Consider the following 20450-nt stretch of genomic DNA (forward strand, 5'->3'; position numbering starts at 1 on the left):
GGCATGAGTAAAAAGAAAATTGGACTGATCGGAGCGGGATCCATCTCCGACTTGCATTTGCAAGCCTACCAGGGGAATGAACATGCAGAACTATATGCTATATGTGACTTGAATCAGCAACGGGCAGAAGATAAAGCGAAGCAGTACAATATTCCGAATGTGTATAAAGATTATCATGATTTATTAGCTAATCCCGAAGTGGAAGCGGTCAGCATTTGTACGTGGAACAACAGTCATGCAGAGATCAGTATTGCAGCCCTGCGTGCCGGTAAGCATGTGCTAGTGGAGAAACCTTTATGCCGCAGCGTTGAAGAAGCGAATGCCATCCAGGATGCGGTACGTGAAACTGGCAAGTTGTTGCAGGTCGGATTTGTACGCCGTTACGACGCCAATGCGCAGCTTGTAAAGAACTTCATTGAGAAAGATGAACTGGGTGAAATCTATTATGCTAAAGCTACTTGTATCCGTAGACTTGGGAATCCGGGTGGCTGGTTTGCAGATGTTGAACGTTCCGGGGGAGGCCCATTAATTGATCTCGGAGTCCATATTATCGATTTGTGCTGGTATATGATGGGGCGTCCAAAGCCCGTTTCGGTTAGCGGCAACACGTATCACAAATTGGGCAACCGCGCGAATGTGAAGAACTTATCCTTTTATCAGGCAGCCGATTATGATCCAAGCACCAATGGAGTGGAAGATATGGCAAATGCACTAATCCGTTTCGAGAATGGGGCATCGCTTATGGTTGATGTCAGCTTTACCCTTCATGCGAAGTCGGATGAGCTTGCTATTCGTTTATACGGTGATAAGGGCGGAGTGGAAATTGAACCTGAATTGACCATGATTACTGAAAAATATGACACCATTCTGAATGTAGCTCCGCAAACAGACAGCAAATCCATAAATGTGCCGGAAGCATTTTGTAATGAAGTGAATCACTTTCTGGCCTGCCTGCAATCTGGAGAAACACCGATCAGTCCGGTAGAAGATGGCTTGCAAATCATGAAGATATTGTGCGGTATCTATGAGTCTGCGAACAAAGGACAAGAAGTTCAGCTCTAATAGAATTTCAGGAAAAGAGGGTGAAACAATGAAATTGGGAATCAGTTCATACAGCTTGGTAAATGAATTGGAATCGGGTGAAATGGATATTTTGGGTGTAATTGATTGGATTGCCGACCAAGGCGGCGAGCATATTGAGATTGTACCCATTGGATTCGAATTGACTGGTAATCCTGACTTAGCGGACGCTATTCGAGAAAAGGCAAAGTCGCGAAACATAGATGTGTCCAACTATGCCATCGGCGCCAATTTTGAAACGGATTCCCAAGAAGCCTTTGAGCTGGAAATCAGGCGGGTAATGGATGAAGTCGACGTTGCCGCAAGACTGGGTGTAACTCGTATGCGCCATGATGTTGCCAGCAGCAGCGATACTTCGATCGGCAACTTTCATCGTCAATTGGACCGCCTGGCAGAAGCCTGCGGGCGAATTGCCGATTATGCAGCACAGTATGGTATAGTAACCAGCGTTGAGAATCATGGCTATTTTATACAAGCCAGTGACCGGGTACAAGCATTGATTCAGCGGGTGAATCGGACAAATTTCCGTACAACGCTGGATGTGGGCAATTTCATGTGCGTGGATGAGAACTCTGTGGTTGCCGTGAAGAACAATATTGCATATGCTTCTGTGGTGCATGTAAAGGATTTCTATTGGAGACCTTCGTATCAGAATCCCGGGGAGGGCTGGTTCCAAACGGCAAGCGGTAATTATTTAAGAGGTGCAATCGCAGGCCATGGAGATATTGATATGCGTGAAGTGCTTCGTGTGGTTAAAGCGTCAGGATATGACGGATATATTTCACTGGAATTTGAAGGGCTTGAGGAATGTAAACGGGGAACCCGGATAGGTCTTGATAATGTGAGAAGGCTTTGGAACGAAAGTTAATCTGCGATGAGATCAAAACCCGGTAAAGAGGAGGCTTAAGAATGAAATTGGCAAACCCGATTGGTATAATGGTCGATAGTCTGCGTCTTAACTTGCGGGATGGACTGGTGAAAGCTAAAGAGCTGGGGGCAGATGGTGTACAAATCTATGCAGTTGAAGGTGAGATGGACCCTGAGAATCTGTCCCCGCGAGACCGAAAGGAATTGAAGAGTTATATCGAATCCCTAGGTCTGCGAATTTCAGCATTGTGTGGTGATCTGGCTGGCCATGGTTTTCAAGATGCGAAGGTGAATTCGGCGAAAATTGAGAAATCGAAGCGCATTCTTGATTTAGCCGTTGATCTGGGAACACAGATTGTTACCACACATATTGGTATTGTTCCGAATCAGGTGAATGATCCAGTCTATGATACGATGCAGCGTGCGTGTGAAGAGCTTGGTGTCTATGCCAAGAGCTTGGATGCCTATTTTGCAATTGAGACTGGACCGGAAAAATCTGCACATTTGAAGCAATTCCTCAATTCGCTGAGCACGAATGGCGTTTCTGTCAACTTTGACCCTGCCAACATGGTCATGGTAACGGGTGACGATCCTGTTCAAGGAGTGCACAATCTGAAAGATTACATTGTTCATACGCATGTGAAGGATGGCATCCGTCTGCGGGAGGTAGATCCCCGTGAAGTCTATGGAGCGTTAGGCTATGAGCCGATGAGTCACGACCGTATTGCCGAAGATGCTGCATCTGGCGCAAGCTATCGAGAACTGGCTTTAGGGGAAGGCCATGTGGATTTTGATAACTATTTCAAAGCGCTCCAGGATATTGGCTACACCGGGTATTTGACTATTGAACGTGAAGTGGGCGATCAGCCGGAAGCTGATATTGCCAAAGCGATTGATTTTATCCGGCGCTATCGTTAAAGAAATAGGGCAGTGATGAATACATCAAAAAAAGGCGAGTCTCTGAATAATGGAGACTTGCCTCTTTTTGTTGTTCCACGTTGATTTTTTATCGAAGAACAAATTCTCCAGGCATCTACAGGGATACTGATAGAACAAAAGTAGACCATGGAGGCAACCCATATTGTGACAAGCTTTTTCATTAACAAAATCCCCTTTGATTGAACTTGAGAATATACATTTAGGGAAAAGTGACGGAGGGGAAGTTTGGAACTGGAGGAGCGATAGCGTCCGGAAGTCCAAACATTCTCTGTAGTCACGGCCAATCCCAAGATAGAAGGATATTAAGATCAATCTATATAGCAATTAGAACTATTCACAGATTCGCTCCAGCAATGTTCCCAATTGTTCAGCTAATGCTTGATGTGAAATCGGCATTTCATTCGAAAACCACCATTCCACTACGCCTACATAAGCCGAGGCCACAAATGTCACGGTAAGGTCTGCATTTAACCCCTGGTTTTTTCCTTTCGTCACATCCACCTCATTACGGAACTCTTCAATCAGAAAGTCAACGAACCGGTTGCGAAAATATGGGGCTCCTTTACTTGCCAGCATCATTGAAAAAAAGGAGTAATTGTCTTCGAGGTATTCTGTCCAGATCAACGAACCGCTTACAAAATCCAGATCAGCTGCTGCTTCACACCGCTCCCGCAGCTCGTTAATATGGGCCTCTATGAGTTTGTCCAGCAAATCGTATTTATCCGTGTAATGAAGATAAAACGTTCCCCGGCTGATATTTGCTCTGTCGGATAGATCCTGTAAGGTGATATCATCAATATTCTTTTCAGACATTAGTTCAATAATGGCTTTCTTTAAAGCTTCTTGCGTCTTGAGTATTCTCCGATCTATTTTAGCCATCTTATGGTCACCAGACTTTCTTAAGGTAATAACTAACATAACACTTGAACCTAGTTGTAATTATAGACAATTGCACATTAATGTATCAAGGGTTATTATGCTTTTGAAAAATGGATGTTGACTTGGAGTTAACTCCAGAGGGTAAACTCCTTTATGTAGCAATAGCTAATAAAAAATAGAGGAGGCATTGTTGATCAGTCTAGGTATGCCGGAGCAGGCATTTAACTATAAAAGTTGAACACAAGAACTACCTAGAGGCAAAAGCAGCGGAGGGGAATTTTGGAACTGTAGGAGCGATAGCGAGGATGGCGTACTGGCATCTGTCGACGCTATATAAGTAGAAAATGGACTAAGTTTCATGCAATTAATAATTGGATGCGAACCGGGAGGTGAAGCGAGTATGGCGTTGGCCATTAAACAGGTTGCAGAGAAATTTGATGTTTCCCAGGATACACTCCGTTATTATGAACGGATCGGGCTGATTCCTCATGTAAATCGCAATAAAAGCGGTAACAGAGATTATACGGAAGAAGACTGCAAATGGGTTGAGTTTATCATCTGTATGCGGCATGCCGGTCTCTCGATTGAAGTATTGATTGAATATGTCGATTTGTTTAACCAGGGTGATGAATCCGCCGAGGCCAGAAAAGATCTATTAATCGAGGAACGCAAGCAGCTCGCCACAAGAATGGAAGTCATGAAGAAAACGCTGGAACGCTTGGATTCTAAGATTTCAAGGTATGAGCAAACTATAGGAAAAAGAGAAAAAACACTAAGAAGATCTGCTGAGCAGTCTGATAACGAAATCTAGGATTAAACACCTATGTACGATCCCTTTAAGGCGTAATAAAAAGCGAACCGGCAGCTACAGTGCTGCTGGTTCGCTTTTGTTGATTAATTTTTCGCTGCTGCAATGAGCATTACATATCAAGTTTAACGTTAGTGAGACCTTTCACGATTTCAGGGTCGTTATGAGAAATGGAAGACGGTGGCATTATAAGTCATTCATCATTTCATCAACGTAGGTGCTTTTCAACGATTGGACTGCGGATTCCCTGTTTATTGAATAAGAAATTTTATAGATACAGGAGTATATCACGTTAAGGACGTATTCAAATGCTATTTGCGAGGAAAAGGTTCCGATCTTGGCATGTTTTACTTCATCATTTGGCACTTGAATACAGAGCGTACTGAGTTTTGCCAGTTCACTTTGAGTGGTAGCTGTGATGGTGATAAAAGGGATCTGTTCACGTCTGAAGTGCTGAGCTGCTCTTACATAAATCGGTGACTTTCCGTGGTAAGTCAAGAAAATCGCGCAATCCTCTTCCGTCAAATTAACGGTATGATATGCCCATTCGTACAGCTCAGTAGCGATCACTACATATTTGTTGATTTTAATCATTTTATTCTGAAAACTCTTCGCGCGGATTTGGGAATCTCCCAAGGCATAGATAAAGATCCTTTTTGCTTTGTCCAGCATCCCGGCTGTTTGGGACAGCAAATCATCATCCATGTAGGCATAGGTTTTGTCGATCGTTTCCTTCATCAATTCAGCAATTTCTTTCGCCACTTGAAGTGGAGATTCCTCATCACTAAACGGATAATTAGGGTCGACGCTGGAAATGTTCTGGGTATATTGCTGGAATTCCCGGGCAAGTTTAATGATGAACTCTTTAAATCCGGACAGCCCAAGTTTATGGGTTAAGCGATTGACCGCTGAATGCGATGTATAAGTAGCCTTTGCAAGCTCCTGAATATTTAAATGCAGTATGCTTTCTTTATGCATCAGAATATAGGCAGCGATACTTTTTTCGTTTGGTGTAAAGTTATGCATTTCCGATAATTGGGTCAATATCTTCAACAGATTCACTCCTATAAACATTTTGTTCAAAAAGCTACCGGGATCTAACCAAGGAATTGGTGGAATGTACCGTTTTGCCGGCTGATCCTTTACGCTAGGCTGAGTTCTTCTATAATAAATGAAAAAGACTTAAGGGGGAATTCATATGCTTACGATCGGTTATATCGGGAATGGCAAAAGCACAAACCGTTATCATCTGCCTTTTTCATTAAACCGGGAAAATTTGAAGGTGAAGACGATCTACGCCCGTAATCCGGGTAAAGGAGAGTGGGAGAAGGCGCCGGGCATCCTTTACACCGATGAACTTGAAATGTTAATGAACGATGAAGAGATTCAGTTGATCGTGATCTGTACACATATTGATTCGCATTATGCTTATGCCAAAATGGCGCTTGACCACGGGAAGAATGTGCTTGTCGAAAAACCTTTTATGCCAACTAAAGAAGAAGCAGTCTCAATCTTCCAATACGCCAAAGAGAAAAATCTGGTACTCCAATGTTATCAGAATAGACGTTACGACTCGGACTTCCTCACGACCAAAAAGGTTATCGAATCAGGTAAACTGGGTGATTTGCTGGAGGTGGAGATGCATTACGATTATTATCGCCCGGAGACCCCGAATTCAGTTACGCATTACTCCAAAAATAACAGTTACTTATACGGACATGGGGTTCACACCATTGATCAGGTCTTATCCTACTTTGGGGAACCGGAATATATACATTACGATGTTCGTCAACTGCTGGGAACCGGCAGAATGAATGATTACTTTGATCTGGATTTCTATTATTCTACACTCAAGGTATCGGTTAAATCGAGCTTCTTCCGCTTGAAGGCGCGGCCCAGTTTTGTTGTATACGGAAAAAAAGGGGTATTCGTTAAACAAACGCAGGACCGCCAGGAAGAGCACCTGAAATTATTTTATTTGCCCAAGGGACATGCTGATTTTGGCATTGATTTGCCGGAGCATTATGGTACCCTGACTTATCTGGATGATGCAGGCCAATATCATGAAGAAAAAGTCGTCTCTGAGAAGGGTGACTATGCCCGGGTATATGACGATATGTATCAAGCTATCCTGCAGGGCAAAGATAAGACAATAAAGGATGAAGAAACGATTGCCGTTATGGAGATCATCGAGAATGGGATAGAGGGGTGCAGCTAGAATGAAATTAGGAATCGTGGGAGCCGGCAACATAGTAATGGAGTTATTAAGCTTTGTTCGTGATATTCCTACTATCTCATTACAGGCCATCTCTTCAAAACCTGACCATCAGGAAAAATTGCTGACCCTGCAAAGCCAATATGGAATTTCTCAGATCTTCTACAATTATGCTGAGATGCTTGGGAGTGATGAAGTGGATACGGTCTATATCGGGCTGCCCAATCATCTGCATTATTCCTATGCGAAAGAAGCTTTACTGAGAGGCAAGCATGTCATTTGTGAGAAGCCGTTCACATCCAATTTGGGTGAATTTCTGGAGTTGAAAGAGATTGCACTTCAGAGTGGATTAATACTGGTAGAAGCCATCACGAATCAATATTTAAAAAACTATCTAAGCATGAAGGAATTTCTGCCCAAGCTTGGAGAGCTCAAAATCGTGGAATGCAACTATTCCCAATATTCCTCCCGCTATGATGCCTTCAAAGCAGGAGAGGTGCTGCCCGCCTTTAACCCGGTACTGTCCGGGGGAGCGTTGATGGATATCAATATTTATAATATTCATTTGGCGATAGGCCTCTTCGGAAGCCCGGAGAAGGTGGAGTACTTTGCGAACATGGAGCGTGGGATAGATACTTCAGGCATTCTGATGCTTGATTACGGTAATTTCAAATGTGTCTGCATAGGTTCAAAAGACAGCGCAGCTCCTAGTGCAGTTAACATTCAAGGCAATAAAGGATATATCCGCCTGACAGGCTCGACTAACAGTATAGATTGCTTTGATTATGTTCCCAATAAGGAGCAACCCATCCGGGTAGATCGTAAAGATCATCCCCACCGGATGTATGATGAATTCATCGCCTTTGACCGTATGATAAATGAAATGGATATGGAAAAGGTTACGGATAGGCTCGAACATAGCGAGAGAGTCATGCGTGTGATTGAGCTTGCCAAGCTGTCTGCCAATCTTGTGTTTGGTCCGGACAGATCGAAGCAATAAATATAAAAAAAGGGCCACTGACATATTCAGTGGTCCTTCTCTATGTTCACTCCCACCAATGCTTCATTTCTGTAATTCCAACATCCCACAGTTTAGCATTGCCGGAAACTATAATCGTAATTTCGTTGATTTTATCAAAGGGTATCTCCAGAGGTTCGGCTTCTTTACTATATTCATCATTGTATTGAGCCACCATGTTCCCGTCTGCCATTACAGTGACCTCACCTTTGGAATCCCCATTGTCCTGAATGCCATAATAGGAATAGAACTTTACATCTATTTTGTTCCCCAAGATATAGGTGTACTTTTTATCTTTGTCGCCATCACTGCTATACATGTTAAATTCAGGTTCAATTCTCTTGCCTGCTACAGTGAAAGTTGGAAGGTTCCCGGTCATAGGAAAATTACCTGTAACTTCCTTCAGTTCATGTAGAGCTCGGATAGGGCCTTCTTGTTTCACTAAAGCATAATTGACAGTTTCAGAGATTATAATTATCCCTACAAAAAATAGAACAACTGACAAAGCTGCAACCATGAGCTTTTTATAAGTGATTTTCGGAGAAAATCCAACCTTGTATGCGAAAAATCCTATCGCGCCACCTAATGTATTGGATATTACATCATCTACATCAAAGCTGCCGAGATAAGTTAAAGCCTGCAACGTTTCCAGAACGAGAATCGCCAAGACAAACAAAGAAATGAACTTCCTGAATCTGACACGATACAACAGGGGGAAAAGTACGCCGAAAGGGATAAAGGCAGCAATATTGCCAAAATCATATACCCATGAAAAAGTCGGTTTTGGAAAACGAAGCGGAATGGTTTCTGGAACAAGTATAAATGTGTATCCAGATTGACCCGTTGCATTCTCTAATCTGTTAAAAGCAAAGAATATAAAATACAAAATTAAAAGGGTGTATAGAATGGTTCCTGCAGAGATGAACTTCCGCCATTTCGTATCCATAAATATCTCCTTAATCTCATACTAAAACACACTTTGATGCACACGACTTAATATTATAATATTTATATTGGTGGATGTAAACGAAGTGAGGAACCCATTCACCTTCTTTAATCGAATAGGGGTGACCCCAGCCATAAATGACTGCTTGGGACACCCCCGTTATCTACACATAATACCTTTATTTACTGCTCCATAAGGCTACACGGTCCTGAACATATTTGGTGTAGCCTTTTTCCATTTTCTCAACGCCGGCTTTATCCAGTTCAGCCATGTAGGCATCCCAGATTTTATCGAATTCGGCCGGTTTCGCCAGGATGGCCTGGGGAATGCGTTTCCACGTAATATCCCTCATTTTGTTACCCAGAATGGAGACTTCATCCTCGCCCGGAATCGCGATATTCCATGCCGCTCCATAAGCTTTTTCCGCGAATTCTTCTTCTTTCGGGAACAAATCCTTCCATGTGGTAGCCTTGTAAGCGGCCAAGGTTTCTTTTTCAACATCGCTGTAACCCAATACAAGCTGTTCCGGGAAATTTCTAGTGTAATAGTTGCCGGTTGAGTCCTTGGCGCCATCACCATAGTGGACCATCATATTCCAGTAGAAGCCGAGTCCGGATTCTTTAGTAAACGCCGTATTGTCGTTGTTAATCCGGTCCTGAACTTCTGCAGGAATGACGCGTTTGCCGTTTTCCACTACATAATGCTTGCCTTCAATTCCCCAGTTGTTCAGGATTTGCCCTTCGTCGGAAGCGAGGTAATCCAGGAACTTAATCGTACGGACCGGATCTGGATTCGTGCTGGAGATCGAGATGCCGTAACCACCCATAAAGCCGGTAGGCCAGAAGCTGGTTTCCTTATATTCTTTCGTCAGCGTTACCGGATAATGGCCATAGGTTTGATCGAATTTGCCTGCCGTCTTGAGTGCCTGCTGGGCGTCGTTGTAGTCCCAATCCTGGTCAATCAGGCCGAGCACCCGTCCGGTGGCTACTTTAGCTTTGTATTGGTCATACTTCTGGACGAAGCTTTCCTTATCGAGCAGGCCGATGTCATTCATATGGTTCAGCCAGCGGAAATATTCTTTCTCCTCCGGACGGCGGAAGTGGTAGATGGCCTCATGGGTCTCCTGATCGACGTAATATTCCCCGTCATCCGAGCCGCCTGTCGTGGCAACCGCAGGGTTGGTGACGGAAATATACATATGCCAGTCATCTGCGTTCAGGGAAACCCCAATGTTTTTGTTGCCGTTCTCATCGGTGGGATGCTTCTCCAGATAGGCTTTGATCACATTTTCATAATCGGCAACCGTTCTGATTTCCGGATATCCGGCTTCTTTCACCACACGGTGCTGCAGTTCGAATCCGCCCCCGGCCACGAATTTCTTCTCATCCACTGCTGCCCAGGTCGGAATGGCATAGATGGACTGGTCTTCATTGGTATACTTGGCCCGGGCGAGGTTGTCGCCGAGCACACGTTTGATGTTGGGCGCATATTTATCAATTAATTCGGTCAGATCGATGACTGCTCCGGCATCGACAAGCTTGCCGATATCCGCTTTGGCGGAAATAATATCCGGATATTCGCCGCCGGCTGCGATCAATGCGATTTTTTGCTGCGGGTCACCGACAGCAAATTCCGCATCGAGGGTGACACCTGTTTTCTCAGTAAGTACTTTACTGACTTCGTCTTTCATATTGTTCCAGTTCGGATTCGGGTCCTCCGCGAAGAAGGAGAGTGTAAGCGGACTTAAATCTTCGGCTTTCGCCGTAGCCTCTGCGGTGGCGCTGCCACCATTTGTAGCCTTAGTGCCTCCGGCATTCTCTGCCGTATTCTTGGTATTGTTCGAGCCGCCGCAGCCTGCCAGCACACTGAGGAGCAAGGTCAAGACCATCAGTACGACGTACGGTTTCGCTGTCTTTCTTGTCATGAATAGAAACCCTCCCTTTTTCTGGTCACAAAATGTATTGTATACACAGGCTAAGCCTGCCGATACCGGAGACGGACTAGCTTTTTACCGAACCCAAAGTCATGCCTTTGACGAAATAGCGCTGCAGAAACGGATAGACGACCAGAATAGGTACAGTGACGACGATCGTGATCGCCATTTTGACCGATTCCGGGGAGATTTGCGCCATAACCTCGGTCATATTGCGGCCGCGGAAATTATCCGCATTGGTCGTCGTGCTCTGGATGACCTTCATCAGCTCAAACTGCAGGGTGGTCAGCTCATCCTTGGAACCGTTATAGAGGTAGGTATCTAACCAGGAATTCCACTGGCCGACAGCCAGGAACAGGGCGATGGTTGCCAGCGCCGGTTTGGTTAGCGGGAGAATAACCCGCCAGTAAATCGTGAAGTCGTTGGCCCCGTCCAGCTTGGCGGATTCCTGTAGGGCGTAAGGGAGGCCATCGATGAAGGAACGAATGACGAAGACATTAAATGCACTTACGAGACTGGGGAGGACATAGACACCGAAGGTCCCCATCATATGCAGATTTTTGATCAGGATGTAGATGGGGATCAGTCCGCCCGAGACGTACATAGTAAGCGCCAGAAATGTGGAGACAAATTTGCGGGCCTGAAAGTCCACCCGGCTCAGGGTGAAGGCAAGCATGGAGGCACTGACTAGCCCGAGGATCGTGCCGATGACGGTGCGCAGGATAGAAATTTTAAGTCCGGTCATCAGCCCGGAATAGGCAAAGATCGTCTCATAGTTCTTGAAGGTGAACACACGGGGGAAAACCGTAATCCCGCCTTTGATGCTGTCTGTGGAGTCGTTGAAGGAAATCGCCAGCACATTCAAAAAAGGATATAACGTGGCTATAGTCACCACAGTAATCGCAACATAGACTACCAAATCGAAGATGCGGTCCGACCAAGACGCAGCGGCCATTTTATTGTTCAGCATAAGGGCCTCCTATATGATGCTTTCCTTCGTTATTTTTTTGAAAATTCCATTGGCCACAAACAGCAGAATCACACTTACCACAGAGTTGAAGATGTTAATAGAAGTGCCGAAGGAGAAACGTCCCATGCCCAGCCCATAGTTCAGTGCATATAGATCCAATGTCTGCGAGAAGTCGCGCACCAGATTATTTCCTAGCAGGAACTGCTTCTCGAAGCCTATACTGATTAGATGCCCGATCGAAATAATGAGCAGTATAACAATCGTAGTCCGGATGCCGGGCAGTGTAATGTTACGCACCTGCTGCAGACGGCTCGCACCATCCACCCTTGCGGCTTCATACAGCTCCGGTCCTATACCCGAAATGGCTGCTAAATAGATAATCGTGTTCCAGCCTGTTTCCTTCCAGACATCCGAAGCCGTGACAATCCCCCAGAAGAAATGGCCTTTGGCCATAAATTGAATGGGTTCACTGATAAGATGGAGGCCCATCAGCAGATCGTTCACCGCACCGTTGTCGGTAGAGAGCATCTTGGTGATAATCCCGGCGGCAACTACCCAGGATACGAAGTGGGGAAGATAAGAGACCGTCTGTACGAAGCGTTTCAGAATTTGCAGCCGCAACTCATTCAGAAGGATGGCGAATATGATGGGAATGATGAATCCGGCAAGCAGGCCCATGATACTCATAGCGAGTGTATTGCGCAGCGCATTGAAGAATTGCTCATCCTGGAAAAGCTCTTTAAAGTACTGCAGACCCACCCATTTCTGCTCGAAAAAGGATTTGCCGGGTTTATATTTTTGAAAGGCCATAGTCCATCCCCATAACGGCAGATAGTTAAATACAAATGCCCAGAGCACAAACGGTATGGCCATCATATAGAGATATTTCTGCTGCAGGAAAGTTGGCCAAAAGCGTGAGGCGGGCTTCTTCGGCTCCGGCTTTACTTTGGTGGTAATCGCTTTCATTTATGTCCCTCCTTCGATATGGCATTATCATAAGCTACAGGAAATCAGGGAAACACCCGAACATTTTCTATAAAAAACAGGGAGAAATCAGCTCTTTTCGTAAGCGTTTTCTGAAACTGCGTGCTCACACAGAGCTTCCTCTGCGGTAGACGGAAGGAGAAATACCTTCAACTTTTTTGAACTTTTCGCGAAAATAATCCACATCGCTGAATCCGACTTCGCTCGCGGCCTGATGGATTTTCCAGCCCTGATCCAGCAGCTCCTTGGCTTTCTCAATGCGGACCTTGTCCAGATAGCTATTGAAGGAAAAGCCTGTACTGTTTTTGAAAAGCTTGCCCAGGTACGCGCTGCTGTAAGTAAACACATCCGCCAGCGTTTCGAGCTTCAGGTTCTCATTGTAATGGCGGTGAATAAGGTCTTGCATTCGCTTCATTAAGACGTCCATATCGTCTCGGGTAATTCCGCCTGCATGCTGCTCCAGCATAGTAGTGATGTAGCGGTACAGCTGGGGCAGGGAGGTATGTTTATAGATTTGCTGGATTTGCTCGTCCATCCGGTTGTGCTGCTGAGCCAGCTCACTGTATTGGAGCGAGAGTTTGTTGATCAAATGCGTGACCATTCGTACATAGCGTGATTTCACAGCCATCTCAGAGTAACTGGCGGCGATCATCAGTTCACCGGTTTCCTGGATTAAGGAAGGGAGTACATCGAAGGTGCCGATTTCCATGGCGAAATACAGGCGCTCCACCACAGAATCAAGCCTGCAGTCCACTTCCTCTGATCTGACCTTGAGTACTTTCTTCAGCTTCAGGGAATCCGGTCCAATCATACCCGGCTCATCGTAGAAAAAATGCTCCTTCATCCGTACCAGTGCGGATTGGCGGGAGACGGGAAGCTCCTCCAGGGTATCCACCATATCACCCGCGGTGATGATGCATTCAAGCCCATAGGCGGTTACGGCTTGCAGTATATTCTGGACCATTAATTTGCGTACAAGCTCCTTCTGATAAGAGGGCTGCAACAGAACCCCTAAATAGGAGTCCAGCGAGAAGACAATTCCCCACGCCTGTTCATCAAAGCTTGCTGCAAGCCTGGCTTTAACGGCCGTTGAAGGCCCGTTGTCCGCATTGTCCTGGAGCAGCAGCCGGATCAGGACTACCTGATAGGAATCCCATAGCAGTCCTGCTTCATGGATGGCTGCCTCCATTGAAGGCAGCATCTGCGGGCTGTTCTCCATCAGCAGGGATTGAACCAGCATTTCGCGGCTCCACACCTTTGCGGCGGCATGATTCTTGCGATGGGTGCTCCGCGCATCCAGCACTGCGGACAGTTTTGCCAGATATAACTGCAATTCCAATTCATCTACCGGCTTAAGTAAATAGTTATCAATGCCAAAAGCCAGCGCACGCTTAGCATAGTCGAAATCGGCATAACCGCTGAGGATAATGATGTGTATCTCCGGATCGTTTTCCCGCAGCTCTTTAATAAGCTCCAGACCATCTCTGCCGGGCATCCGGATATCTACAATCATTAGATCAGGACTATAGAGTTCATATTTATACTTGGCTTCTATGGCGTTCGCCGCTGTATCTATAATCTGATATCCACAGCTCTCCCAGTCCAGCAGAGCAGTAAGTCCCTCACGGATTGCCAGCTCATCATCCACAATCAACACTCTATACATAAGAATCGCTCCTCAGGGGGATGGCAAAGCTAATCTGCGTTCCGAATCCGGTTTGACTGGACAGGGTAAGTCCGCATTCCGGGCCGTAGGTTAACTGAAGCCGCAAATGAATATTGCGCATCCCGATATTATTGGTTTCATAGTCATCCTTGTTCTCCAGCATCTGCCGGATTTCTTGCATCCGTTCTTTGGAAATACCTATGCCATTGTCGGATACCTGCACCTTGAGCTGTTTGTCTTCTATGCGGATATCCACCCGGACCATACCGCCGTCAATCCGGTTCTCCAGCCCGTGGATCACACAATTCTCCACCAGGGGCTGAATGATCAGCGGCGGAATCTGAATACTGTGAGCCTTGGGGTCTACTTGAAGCTCATAGGCTAGCCTATCATCATAGCGGAATTTCTGGATGACCAGATAACAGTTTACGGTCTCCAGCTCACTGTGCAGACTGATCATCCCATTGCCGACCTCCAGGTTTTTGCGCATCATTTTACCGAGCAGCCGCACGACCTGGGATATATCAGACTGGCCCCTGACTAGAGCTTTCATGCGGATGGATTCCAGAGCATTGAACAGAAAATGGGGGTTGATCTGGCTGGCCATCATTTTGAATTTAATCTCATTCTGCTTCAGTTCGATTGCATTTTTTTGCCGGTTGGATTCCTGTACCTCGCTCATGAGGTCGTTAATATTCCGCACCATATGATTGAACTGTCTCGCCAGCTGGCCGATTTCATCTTTACCGTCAATTACCAGCGTAGCACTCAGATTACCGGAAGCGACCTTGGAAATATGTTTGCTTAAGTGCAGCATCCGTCCGGTGAGTAGCCGGGAGAAATAATAGATAAGCAGAATTGCCATCAGTAATGCAGAAATAATGACAGAGGAAGCCAGTGAGATAATCCGGTTGGGTTCGCTCACGATACTTTCAACGGAAAAAATGGAGATGATGCGCAAACTGTTCAGGCTTCCCCCTGGATGCCAATCATCAATCAGCATTTTAAAAGGGTTGCCATCAATCGTTATATCATAGGGACCTTGTCCGGCGGTGGTGGCAGATACAGGGCTGAAGTTAATATCAACCAGCGATTTGCCCAGTGTATCTGCACGGTTGGAGGCTACTATATTGTCGTTCTCATCTACTATTATGGTTTCAAAAGTCTCCTGATTCAGGATGGCATTAAGCTCGTCAGTATTCACATTTACAACTAAAACTCCGGCGGTACGCTGCTTCAGAAAATCTACTTTGCGGATCAGACTGAGATAATATTGGCCGTTGCGGTTGTCACGGATATAATTCCAGCAGACCAGGCCTTTCTTGGCGATAGCGGTTTGATACCACTGCTCCTGTGTGACCGTCTCATCCGCCTGCAGAAACTCCCAGTTGTCAAGAATTGTGGGATTATTGATATACAGGCGGATGCTGGAGATCTCTTTGTACAGGCGGATAAAATCACGAAAGTCAGGATAGTCCCAATAAGCCTTCACAACATCATAGACCGACTCGTACCGGTGGTTGGCAGCTTCCTCCAGTCGGCTGTCATTGGACAGCCGGTAAGCAATGTCAAGCGGGACGCCCAGCAGTTCGCCGGTCCGTTTTTTCACCCGGTCCACATTAGCTGTAATTTGCTCCAGAGCATTGCCCATCGCCATATTCCGCAGTTCACTCGTCAGAAATACCCCAACAATCAACACCGGAATTAGGGCGACACAGCCAAAAGACAAGAACAGCTTCGTCCTGAGCCGCAGATTGTTCATTAGGGTGATGATTCGGGCATACACAGAAACATACACCTCCATTAATATATTTGATAGCGCTTACAAATATGTGTATCGCAAACTACCATCCATTAAATGTAATATAATATGCATTTATTGTCTCGTGAAAGAACCACTATATAGATTGAATTTGGAAAATTAAAAAAGGGTGGGAGTGACGGAGTAGAAGTTTGGAACTGTAGGAGCGACAGCGTCCGCCTTTGTCTGTGGATTTCAACCGCGAACAGCGGAATAAAATCAAGAAATTCTTACGACAACAGCGGCTGGAAGTCCAAACATTATCTGCAGTTACTACTATAACCCAAAATAGAAGGATCTTAAGTTCAATCTATATAGCTAAAGAAGCTGAGAAGTAAGATGGGTGAAGCAGGAAACAGCTATGTTCAAGGAGAAAGTAATGGAGAACCAAAGATCAGGAGCAACAATACAGGGTTGCATAGATTACCATGATTAGGAGTGAGATTGTTGCAGACAAAGATTAGCCTTGAAGGCGAGTGGGAATTGCAATTAGATAAGGAGAAACAGGGACTACAGCTGCCTTTTTCCGATGTCATTACCTTGCCGGGAACGACATCACATGCCCGCAAGGGACCGAAGAACGAAGAGGTTCTGGTCAGCGCCCTGACAGATGAATATCTGTTCGAAGGGTCGGCTTGGTATTCGAAGGAAGTAGTCATTCCAGAAGAACTCGCAGGAAAGACTTGTTTCCTATATTTGGAGCGCACCAGGCTTACGACGCTCTGGCTGAACGGTCAAGAGATTGGCAGCCGTGATAGCCTGAACACTGCGCATGTATATGATTTGACAGGGAAGCTTCAGTCTGGCAGTCAGACACTCACCGTCCGGGTCGATAATACCGGTTATCCGACCAAAGGCGGACATATGACTTCGCCGGACACTCAGACCAACTGGAACGGAATCACTGGACGCATCGAGCTTCAGTTCTACGGCAAGTCCTATTTGAGCGGAATTCGGCTCGATCCGAATCTGCCTGAACGTTCTGTCCGAATCACAGGAATACTGGAAGGAACGGCTGTAACAACGATTGCTGTATCAGCTTCCAGTTTTAATAGCCAGACAGCCCATTCGGTGGCTGAGCAGGAATTCACAATCTCGCCGGGGAACTTTACGATTGACTACACGTTAGGTTTGGATGCGCTTCCTTGGAGTGAAACCGCACCCAATCTCTATAACCTTAATATCCTCCTGAAGGATAGAGAAGGCGGAACCGGCGAACTGTATGAGTCGTTCTTCGGCTTGAGGGAATTCAAGGCGGATGGCGATAAATTCACGATCAACGGGGAGAAGACTTTTCTCCGCGGCAAACATGACGGACTGATCTTCCCATTGACCGGCTATGCCCCGACAGACGTAGAGGAATGGCTTAGAATTCTGGGGATATCCAAATCCTATGGTATCAACCATTACCGGTTCCACACCTGCTGTCCGCCGGAAGCGGCCTTTACCGCTGCCGATATGCTCGGGATCTATATGGAGCCGGAGCTGCCGTTCTGGGGAACGATTACAGAGCCATCGGACGAGGGTCATAACCAGGCTGAGCAAGACTATCTGGTCAGCGAAGGATATGAAATTCTGAAAGCGTTCGGCAATCATCCGTCATTCGTGATGATGTCGCTCGGCAACGAGCTGTGGGGCAGCAGAACCAAGATCGATTCCATTCTCAAAGACTATAAAGCATTCGACGACAGACCCTTGTATACTCAAGGCTCGAACAACCACCAATGGGTACCGGAAATTCTGGAGCATGAAGATTTCTTCTGCGGAGTGCGTTTCTCGAAGGAGCGTCTGTTCAGAGGCTCTTATGCGATGTGCGACGCACCGCTCGGTCATGTCCAGACCGCACTGCCGGGTACGATGAAGGATTATGACGACCAGTTCGTTCCTCCGTCCCTGCAGAGCGGAGAGGTAGCAGAAGCGGGAGGTACTGTCCAAATTCAGTATGGTACTGAAGCCAAAACGGTGCAGGTCGGAGACACGTCCGGGGAATGGATTCCGCATATTCCTGTTATCTCGCATGAGATCGGGCAATACGCGACCTATCCAAATTATGAGGAAATCAGCAAATATACAGGACCGCTCAAAGCTGGTAATTTCAAAATTTTCCAAGAACGGCTGGAAAGCAATGGCCTGGGGCATCTCGCGGGCAAATATTTCGAGGCTTCTGGACAACTGGCGGCTGCTTGTTACAAAGAAGAGCTTGAGGCCGCTTTCCGCACCCGGAGACTTGCCGGATTCCAACTGCTGGATCTGCAGGATTTCAGCGGACAGGGAACAGCCTTGGTAGGTATTCTTGATGCATTTATGGACTCCAAAGGAATGATTACACCAGAGGAATGGCGCACCTTCTGCAGCGATGCAGTCCTGTTGGCAAGATTCCCGAAATACAATTACATCTCCGGAGAAGTCTTTAGTGCCAGCGTCGAGCTGAGCTGGTTCCGGTCCGAAACACCAGATTCCCTTGTGCTGCAATGGGAGTTGACCGCAGACGACAGAACGCTGGCCGAAGGCTCAAGTGCAGTAAACATCCCGGCGGGTTCGAATTATATCGATATCTGCCAGTTGGCCATTGATCTTCCTGCCGTCCAGAAGATGACGAAAGCTGTACTTACTCTGAGAATCGCCGGATCAGATATCCGTAAATCCTACGACCTGTGGGTATATCCAGAGAATAGCGGTTCCGGGCTGGACCGCATCCGCATTTTCGAAGAGCTTTCCGATGAGGCGCTTGCGCTGCTGGAGCAAGGTGACAACGTGCTGCTCATGCCAAAACCGGAGTCTCTTCATAACGCTATTGAAGGCTTCTATTGTACGGATTTCTGGTGTTATCCAATGTTCCGCTCCATCTCTGAGAGCATGAACCGCCCGGTACCTGTCGGTACCATGGGGCTTCTGATCGACAACAGCCATCCTGTGTTCCGTGATTTCCCGTGCGAACAATATTCCACGTACCCTTGGTGGAGTATCATAGAGAACTCAAAATCAATTATCCTGGACGGAACCGACCGGGAGTGGAGCCCGATTGTACAGACAATCGACAACTTTGAGCGTAATCATAAGCTGGGGTTCCTCTTTGAGTGCCGAGTAGGGGCGGGCAATCTGCTGGTCTGCGCCCTCGACGCCAGTAAAGCAGGAAAAACGCCGGAAGGAAGACAATTCCTGTCTAGCGTAGCCGGTTATATGGCATCCAGCGAATTCAAACCGCAGTACACAGCAAACGTATCAGAGCTGCACAAGCTTATTCAATAAGCATCAGGGCCAGTTCGATTTGAATAGATCTTAAGTTCAATTTTGCAGGGAGCCGTTTATCGGCTTCCTGTTTTTTTTAGATAAACAGAAGTAGAAGAAGAAGAAGAAGAGAGTTTTATAGGGTGATCAATCAAGTCTATTGAAAAATAGATATCGAATAATAACCTCGCAGAGTAGGTTTTTCTTGCCCGATAGTGCTCATAAAAATAAATTGTCAAAATCATGCTTTATCTGGGATTATTTTGTTGTAGATTTGTCATTATTTAGTTATAATTCTATTAATCATCAATGAGTAACGAACTCAATTCTAGCAACATGAAAGGATGAACAGAGTGGCACTTGAATCGCATCATCTGCAGCTCGAGTATGAATTCTTAAAGGCTCTGAGGAATGCTGAAGTTCCGCTTGGAGCCAGCACTCTGGTTCATACGCTGGGGAAGAAATATGAACTCAGCCAGGCAACCATCGGACGCAAGCTGATGGAATTTGATTTCGAGGGCTATACCGTTCTGAAAGGCCGGAAAGGGCGCATTCTGACAGAAAAAGGAACAAGGCGCATTGCATATTTGGAGAAAGAGCTGCACCAGAAAAATGTAAATTCCCAGTTTCTGCAGCTATTGAATAATTCAGGAGAGTCCGCATTGGTGGATGTGCTAGTGGCCAGACGGGCGCTTGAGCGGGAAATTGCCGCATTGGCTGCACAGCGGGCTACAAAGGAAGAAATCAGTCTGCTAGAGGCTTCTATTGCCAGTCAGAGCGAGCTTTTATCACAAAATATCATTCCCTATGAAGAAGACCGTGAATTTCATACTTTACTAGCGCTTACGGCGCGTAATCAGGTATTGCTCCATGCGGCTCAGCTGGTATGGCAAACCGGCAAAGATTTCCTGGAAACCGCCTATATTCGCCGTACGGTGGGCAGCGAGCTTGTGGTTGATCACCGTAAAATTCTGGATGCCGTTGCTGCGGGTTCACCTGAGCAGGCGGAAGCGGCAATGGTTATGCATATCAATCAAATGATAGAGGATGTCAAACGTTATTACGCTATCCAAAATCAGGAACAGCGCAATTCGTAAATGCTTTGAATAAAGGAGT

16 protein-coding genes are annotated in these 20450 nt (G+C 46.2%); 8 read left to right on the forward strand and 8 right to left on the reverse strand.

Features of this window, described 5'->3' with window-relative positions; translation table 11 throughout:
* The first annotated feature begins 3 nt into the window (after positions 1-3).
* From H70357_RS17125 to H70357_RS17135, 3 genes are read left to right on the forward strand one after another with little or no spacing between them, the layout of a single operon-like run.
* Positions 4-1062 (forward strand): Gfo/Idh/MocA family protein, encoded by a 1059-nt coding sequence (locus H70357_RS17125; RefSeq protein WP_038591896.1) that lies wholly within the window; start codon positions 4-6, stop codon positions 1060-1062.
* Positions 1063-1090: 28 nt separating this feature from the next.
* Positions 1091-1948, forward strand: coding sequence for a sugar phosphate isomerase/epimerase family protein (locus H70357_RS17130; protein WP_038591901.1), 858 nt, complete (start codon positions 1091-1093; stop codon positions 1946-1948).
* Between the two features lie 41 nt (positions 1949-1989).
* Positions 1990-2865 (forward strand): sugar phosphate isomerase/epimerase family protein, encoded by an 876-nt coding sequence (locus H70357_RS17135; RefSeq protein ID WP_038591904.1) that lies wholly within the window; start codon positions 1990-1992, stop codon positions 2863-2865.
* Positions 2866-3216: 351 nt separating this feature from the next.
* Here H70357_RS17135 and H70357_RS17140 read toward each other — a convergent pair whose 3' ends face one another.
* On the reverse strand, positions 3217-3765 hold the full coding sequence (locus H70357_RS17140; protein ID WP_038591906.1) for a TetR/AcrR family transcriptional regulator: 549 nt from the start codon (positions 3763-3765) through the stop codon (positions 3217-3219).
* Between the two features lie 400 nt (positions 3766-4165).
* On the opposite strand from H70357_RS17140, the gene H70357_RS17145 reads away from it, so the two are divergent.
* Positions 4166-4576, forward strand: coding sequence for a MerR family transcriptional regulator (locus H70357_RS17145; RefSeq protein ID WP_197073594.1), 411 nt, complete (start codon positions 4166-4168; stop codon positions 4574-4576).
* A gap of 183 nt (positions 4577-4759) precedes the next feature.
* On the opposite strand, the gene H70357_RS17150 is transcribed toward H70357_RS17145, so the two are convergent.
* On the reverse strand, positions 4760-5626 hold the full coding sequence (locus H70357_RS17150; protein ID WP_038591908.1) for a MurR/RpiR family transcriptional regulator: 867 nt from the start codon (positions 5624-5626) through the stop codon (positions 4760-4762).
* Between the two features lie 145 nt (positions 5627-5771).
* Here H70357_RS17150 and H70357_RS17155 point away from each other — a divergent pair, with 145 nt between their 5' ends.
* Positions 5772-6791, forward strand: coding sequence for a Gfo/Idh/MocA family oxidoreductase (locus tag H70357_RS17155; protein ID WP_038591911.1), 1020 nt, complete (start codon positions 5772-5774; stop codon positions 6789-6791).
* A 1-nt stretch (position 6792) separates the two neighbouring features.
* Entirely contained in the window at positions 6793-7788 is a 996-nt protein-coding gene (locus H70357_RS17160; RefSeq protein WP_038591914.1) for a Gfo/Idh/MocA family protein, read from the forward strand.
* A 46-nt stretch (positions 7789-7834) separates the two neighbouring features.
* Here H70357_RS17160 and H70357_RS17165 read toward each other — a convergent pair whose 3' ends face one another.
* The 6 genes from H70357_RS17165 to H70357_RS17190 all read right to left on the reverse strand — a co-directional run bounded on the left by H70357_RS17165 (position 7835) and on the right by H70357_RS17190 (position 16091).
* Complete coding sequence (locus H70357_RS17165) at positions 7835-8752, reverse strand: VanZ family protein (protein ID WP_038591917.1); 918 nt, start codon at positions 8750-8752, stop codon at positions 7835-7837.
* 178 nt (positions 8753-8930) lie between these two features.
* Entirely contained in the window at positions 8931-10676 is a 1746-nt protein-coding gene (locus tag H70357_RS17170; RefSeq protein ID WP_038591920.1) for an ABC transporter substrate-binding protein, read from the reverse strand.
* 76 nt (positions 10677-10752) lie between these two features.
* Positions 10753-11655 carry a carbohydrate ABC transporter permease gene (locus tag H70357_RS17175; RefSeq protein WP_038591923.1) on the reverse strand — a complete coding sequence of 301 codons (903 nt, stop codon included), beginning with the start codon at positions 11653-11655 and terminating at the stop codon, positions 10753-10755.
* Positions 11656-11664: 9 nt separating this feature from the next.
* Positions 11665-12621 (reverse strand): ABC transporter permease, encoded by a 957-nt coding sequence (locus H70357_RS17180; RefSeq protein WP_038591926.1) that lies wholly within the window; start codon positions 12619-12621, stop codon positions 11665-11667.
* Positions 12622-12745: 124 nt separating this feature from the next.
* On the reverse strand, positions 12746-14305 hold the full coding sequence (locus H70357_RS17185) for a response regulator transcription factor (RefSeq protein WP_038591930.1): 1560 nt from the start codon (positions 14303-14305) through the stop codon (positions 12746-12748).
* Positions 14298-16091, reverse strand: a complete 1794-nt coding sequence (locus tag H70357_RS17190) for a sensor histidine kinase (protein WP_052092082.1) — start codon at positions 16089-16091, stop codon at positions 14298-14300. The genes H70357_RS17185 and H70357_RS17190 overlap by 8 nt, the downstream gene beginning before the upstream one ends.
* A gap of 453 nt (positions 16092-16544) precedes the next feature.
* Between H70357_RS17190 and H70357_RS17195 the strand changes: the two genes are divergently transcribed.
* Both H70357_RS17195 and H70357_RS17200 read left to right on the forward strand, forming a co-directional pair.
* A complete protein-coding gene (locus H70357_RS17195; protein WP_231578271.1) occupies positions 16545-19355 on the forward strand; it encodes a DUF8487 domain-containing protein in 2811 nt (936 codons plus the stop codon).
* Positions 19356-19687: 332 nt separating this feature from the next.
* Positions 19688-20431: an FCD domain-containing protein gene (locus tag H70357_RS17200; protein WP_231578272.1), complete on the forward strand. Its 744-nt coding sequence runs from the start codon at positions 19688-19690 to the stop codon at positions 20429-20431.
* Positions 20432-20450: the final 19 nt, after the last annotated feature.

It is taken from the genome of Paenibacillus sp. FSL H7-0357 (genome assembly GCF_000758525.1).
Classification (GTDB): domain Bacteria; phylum Bacillota; class Bacilli; order Paenibacillales; family Paenibacillaceae; genus Paenibacillus_AQ.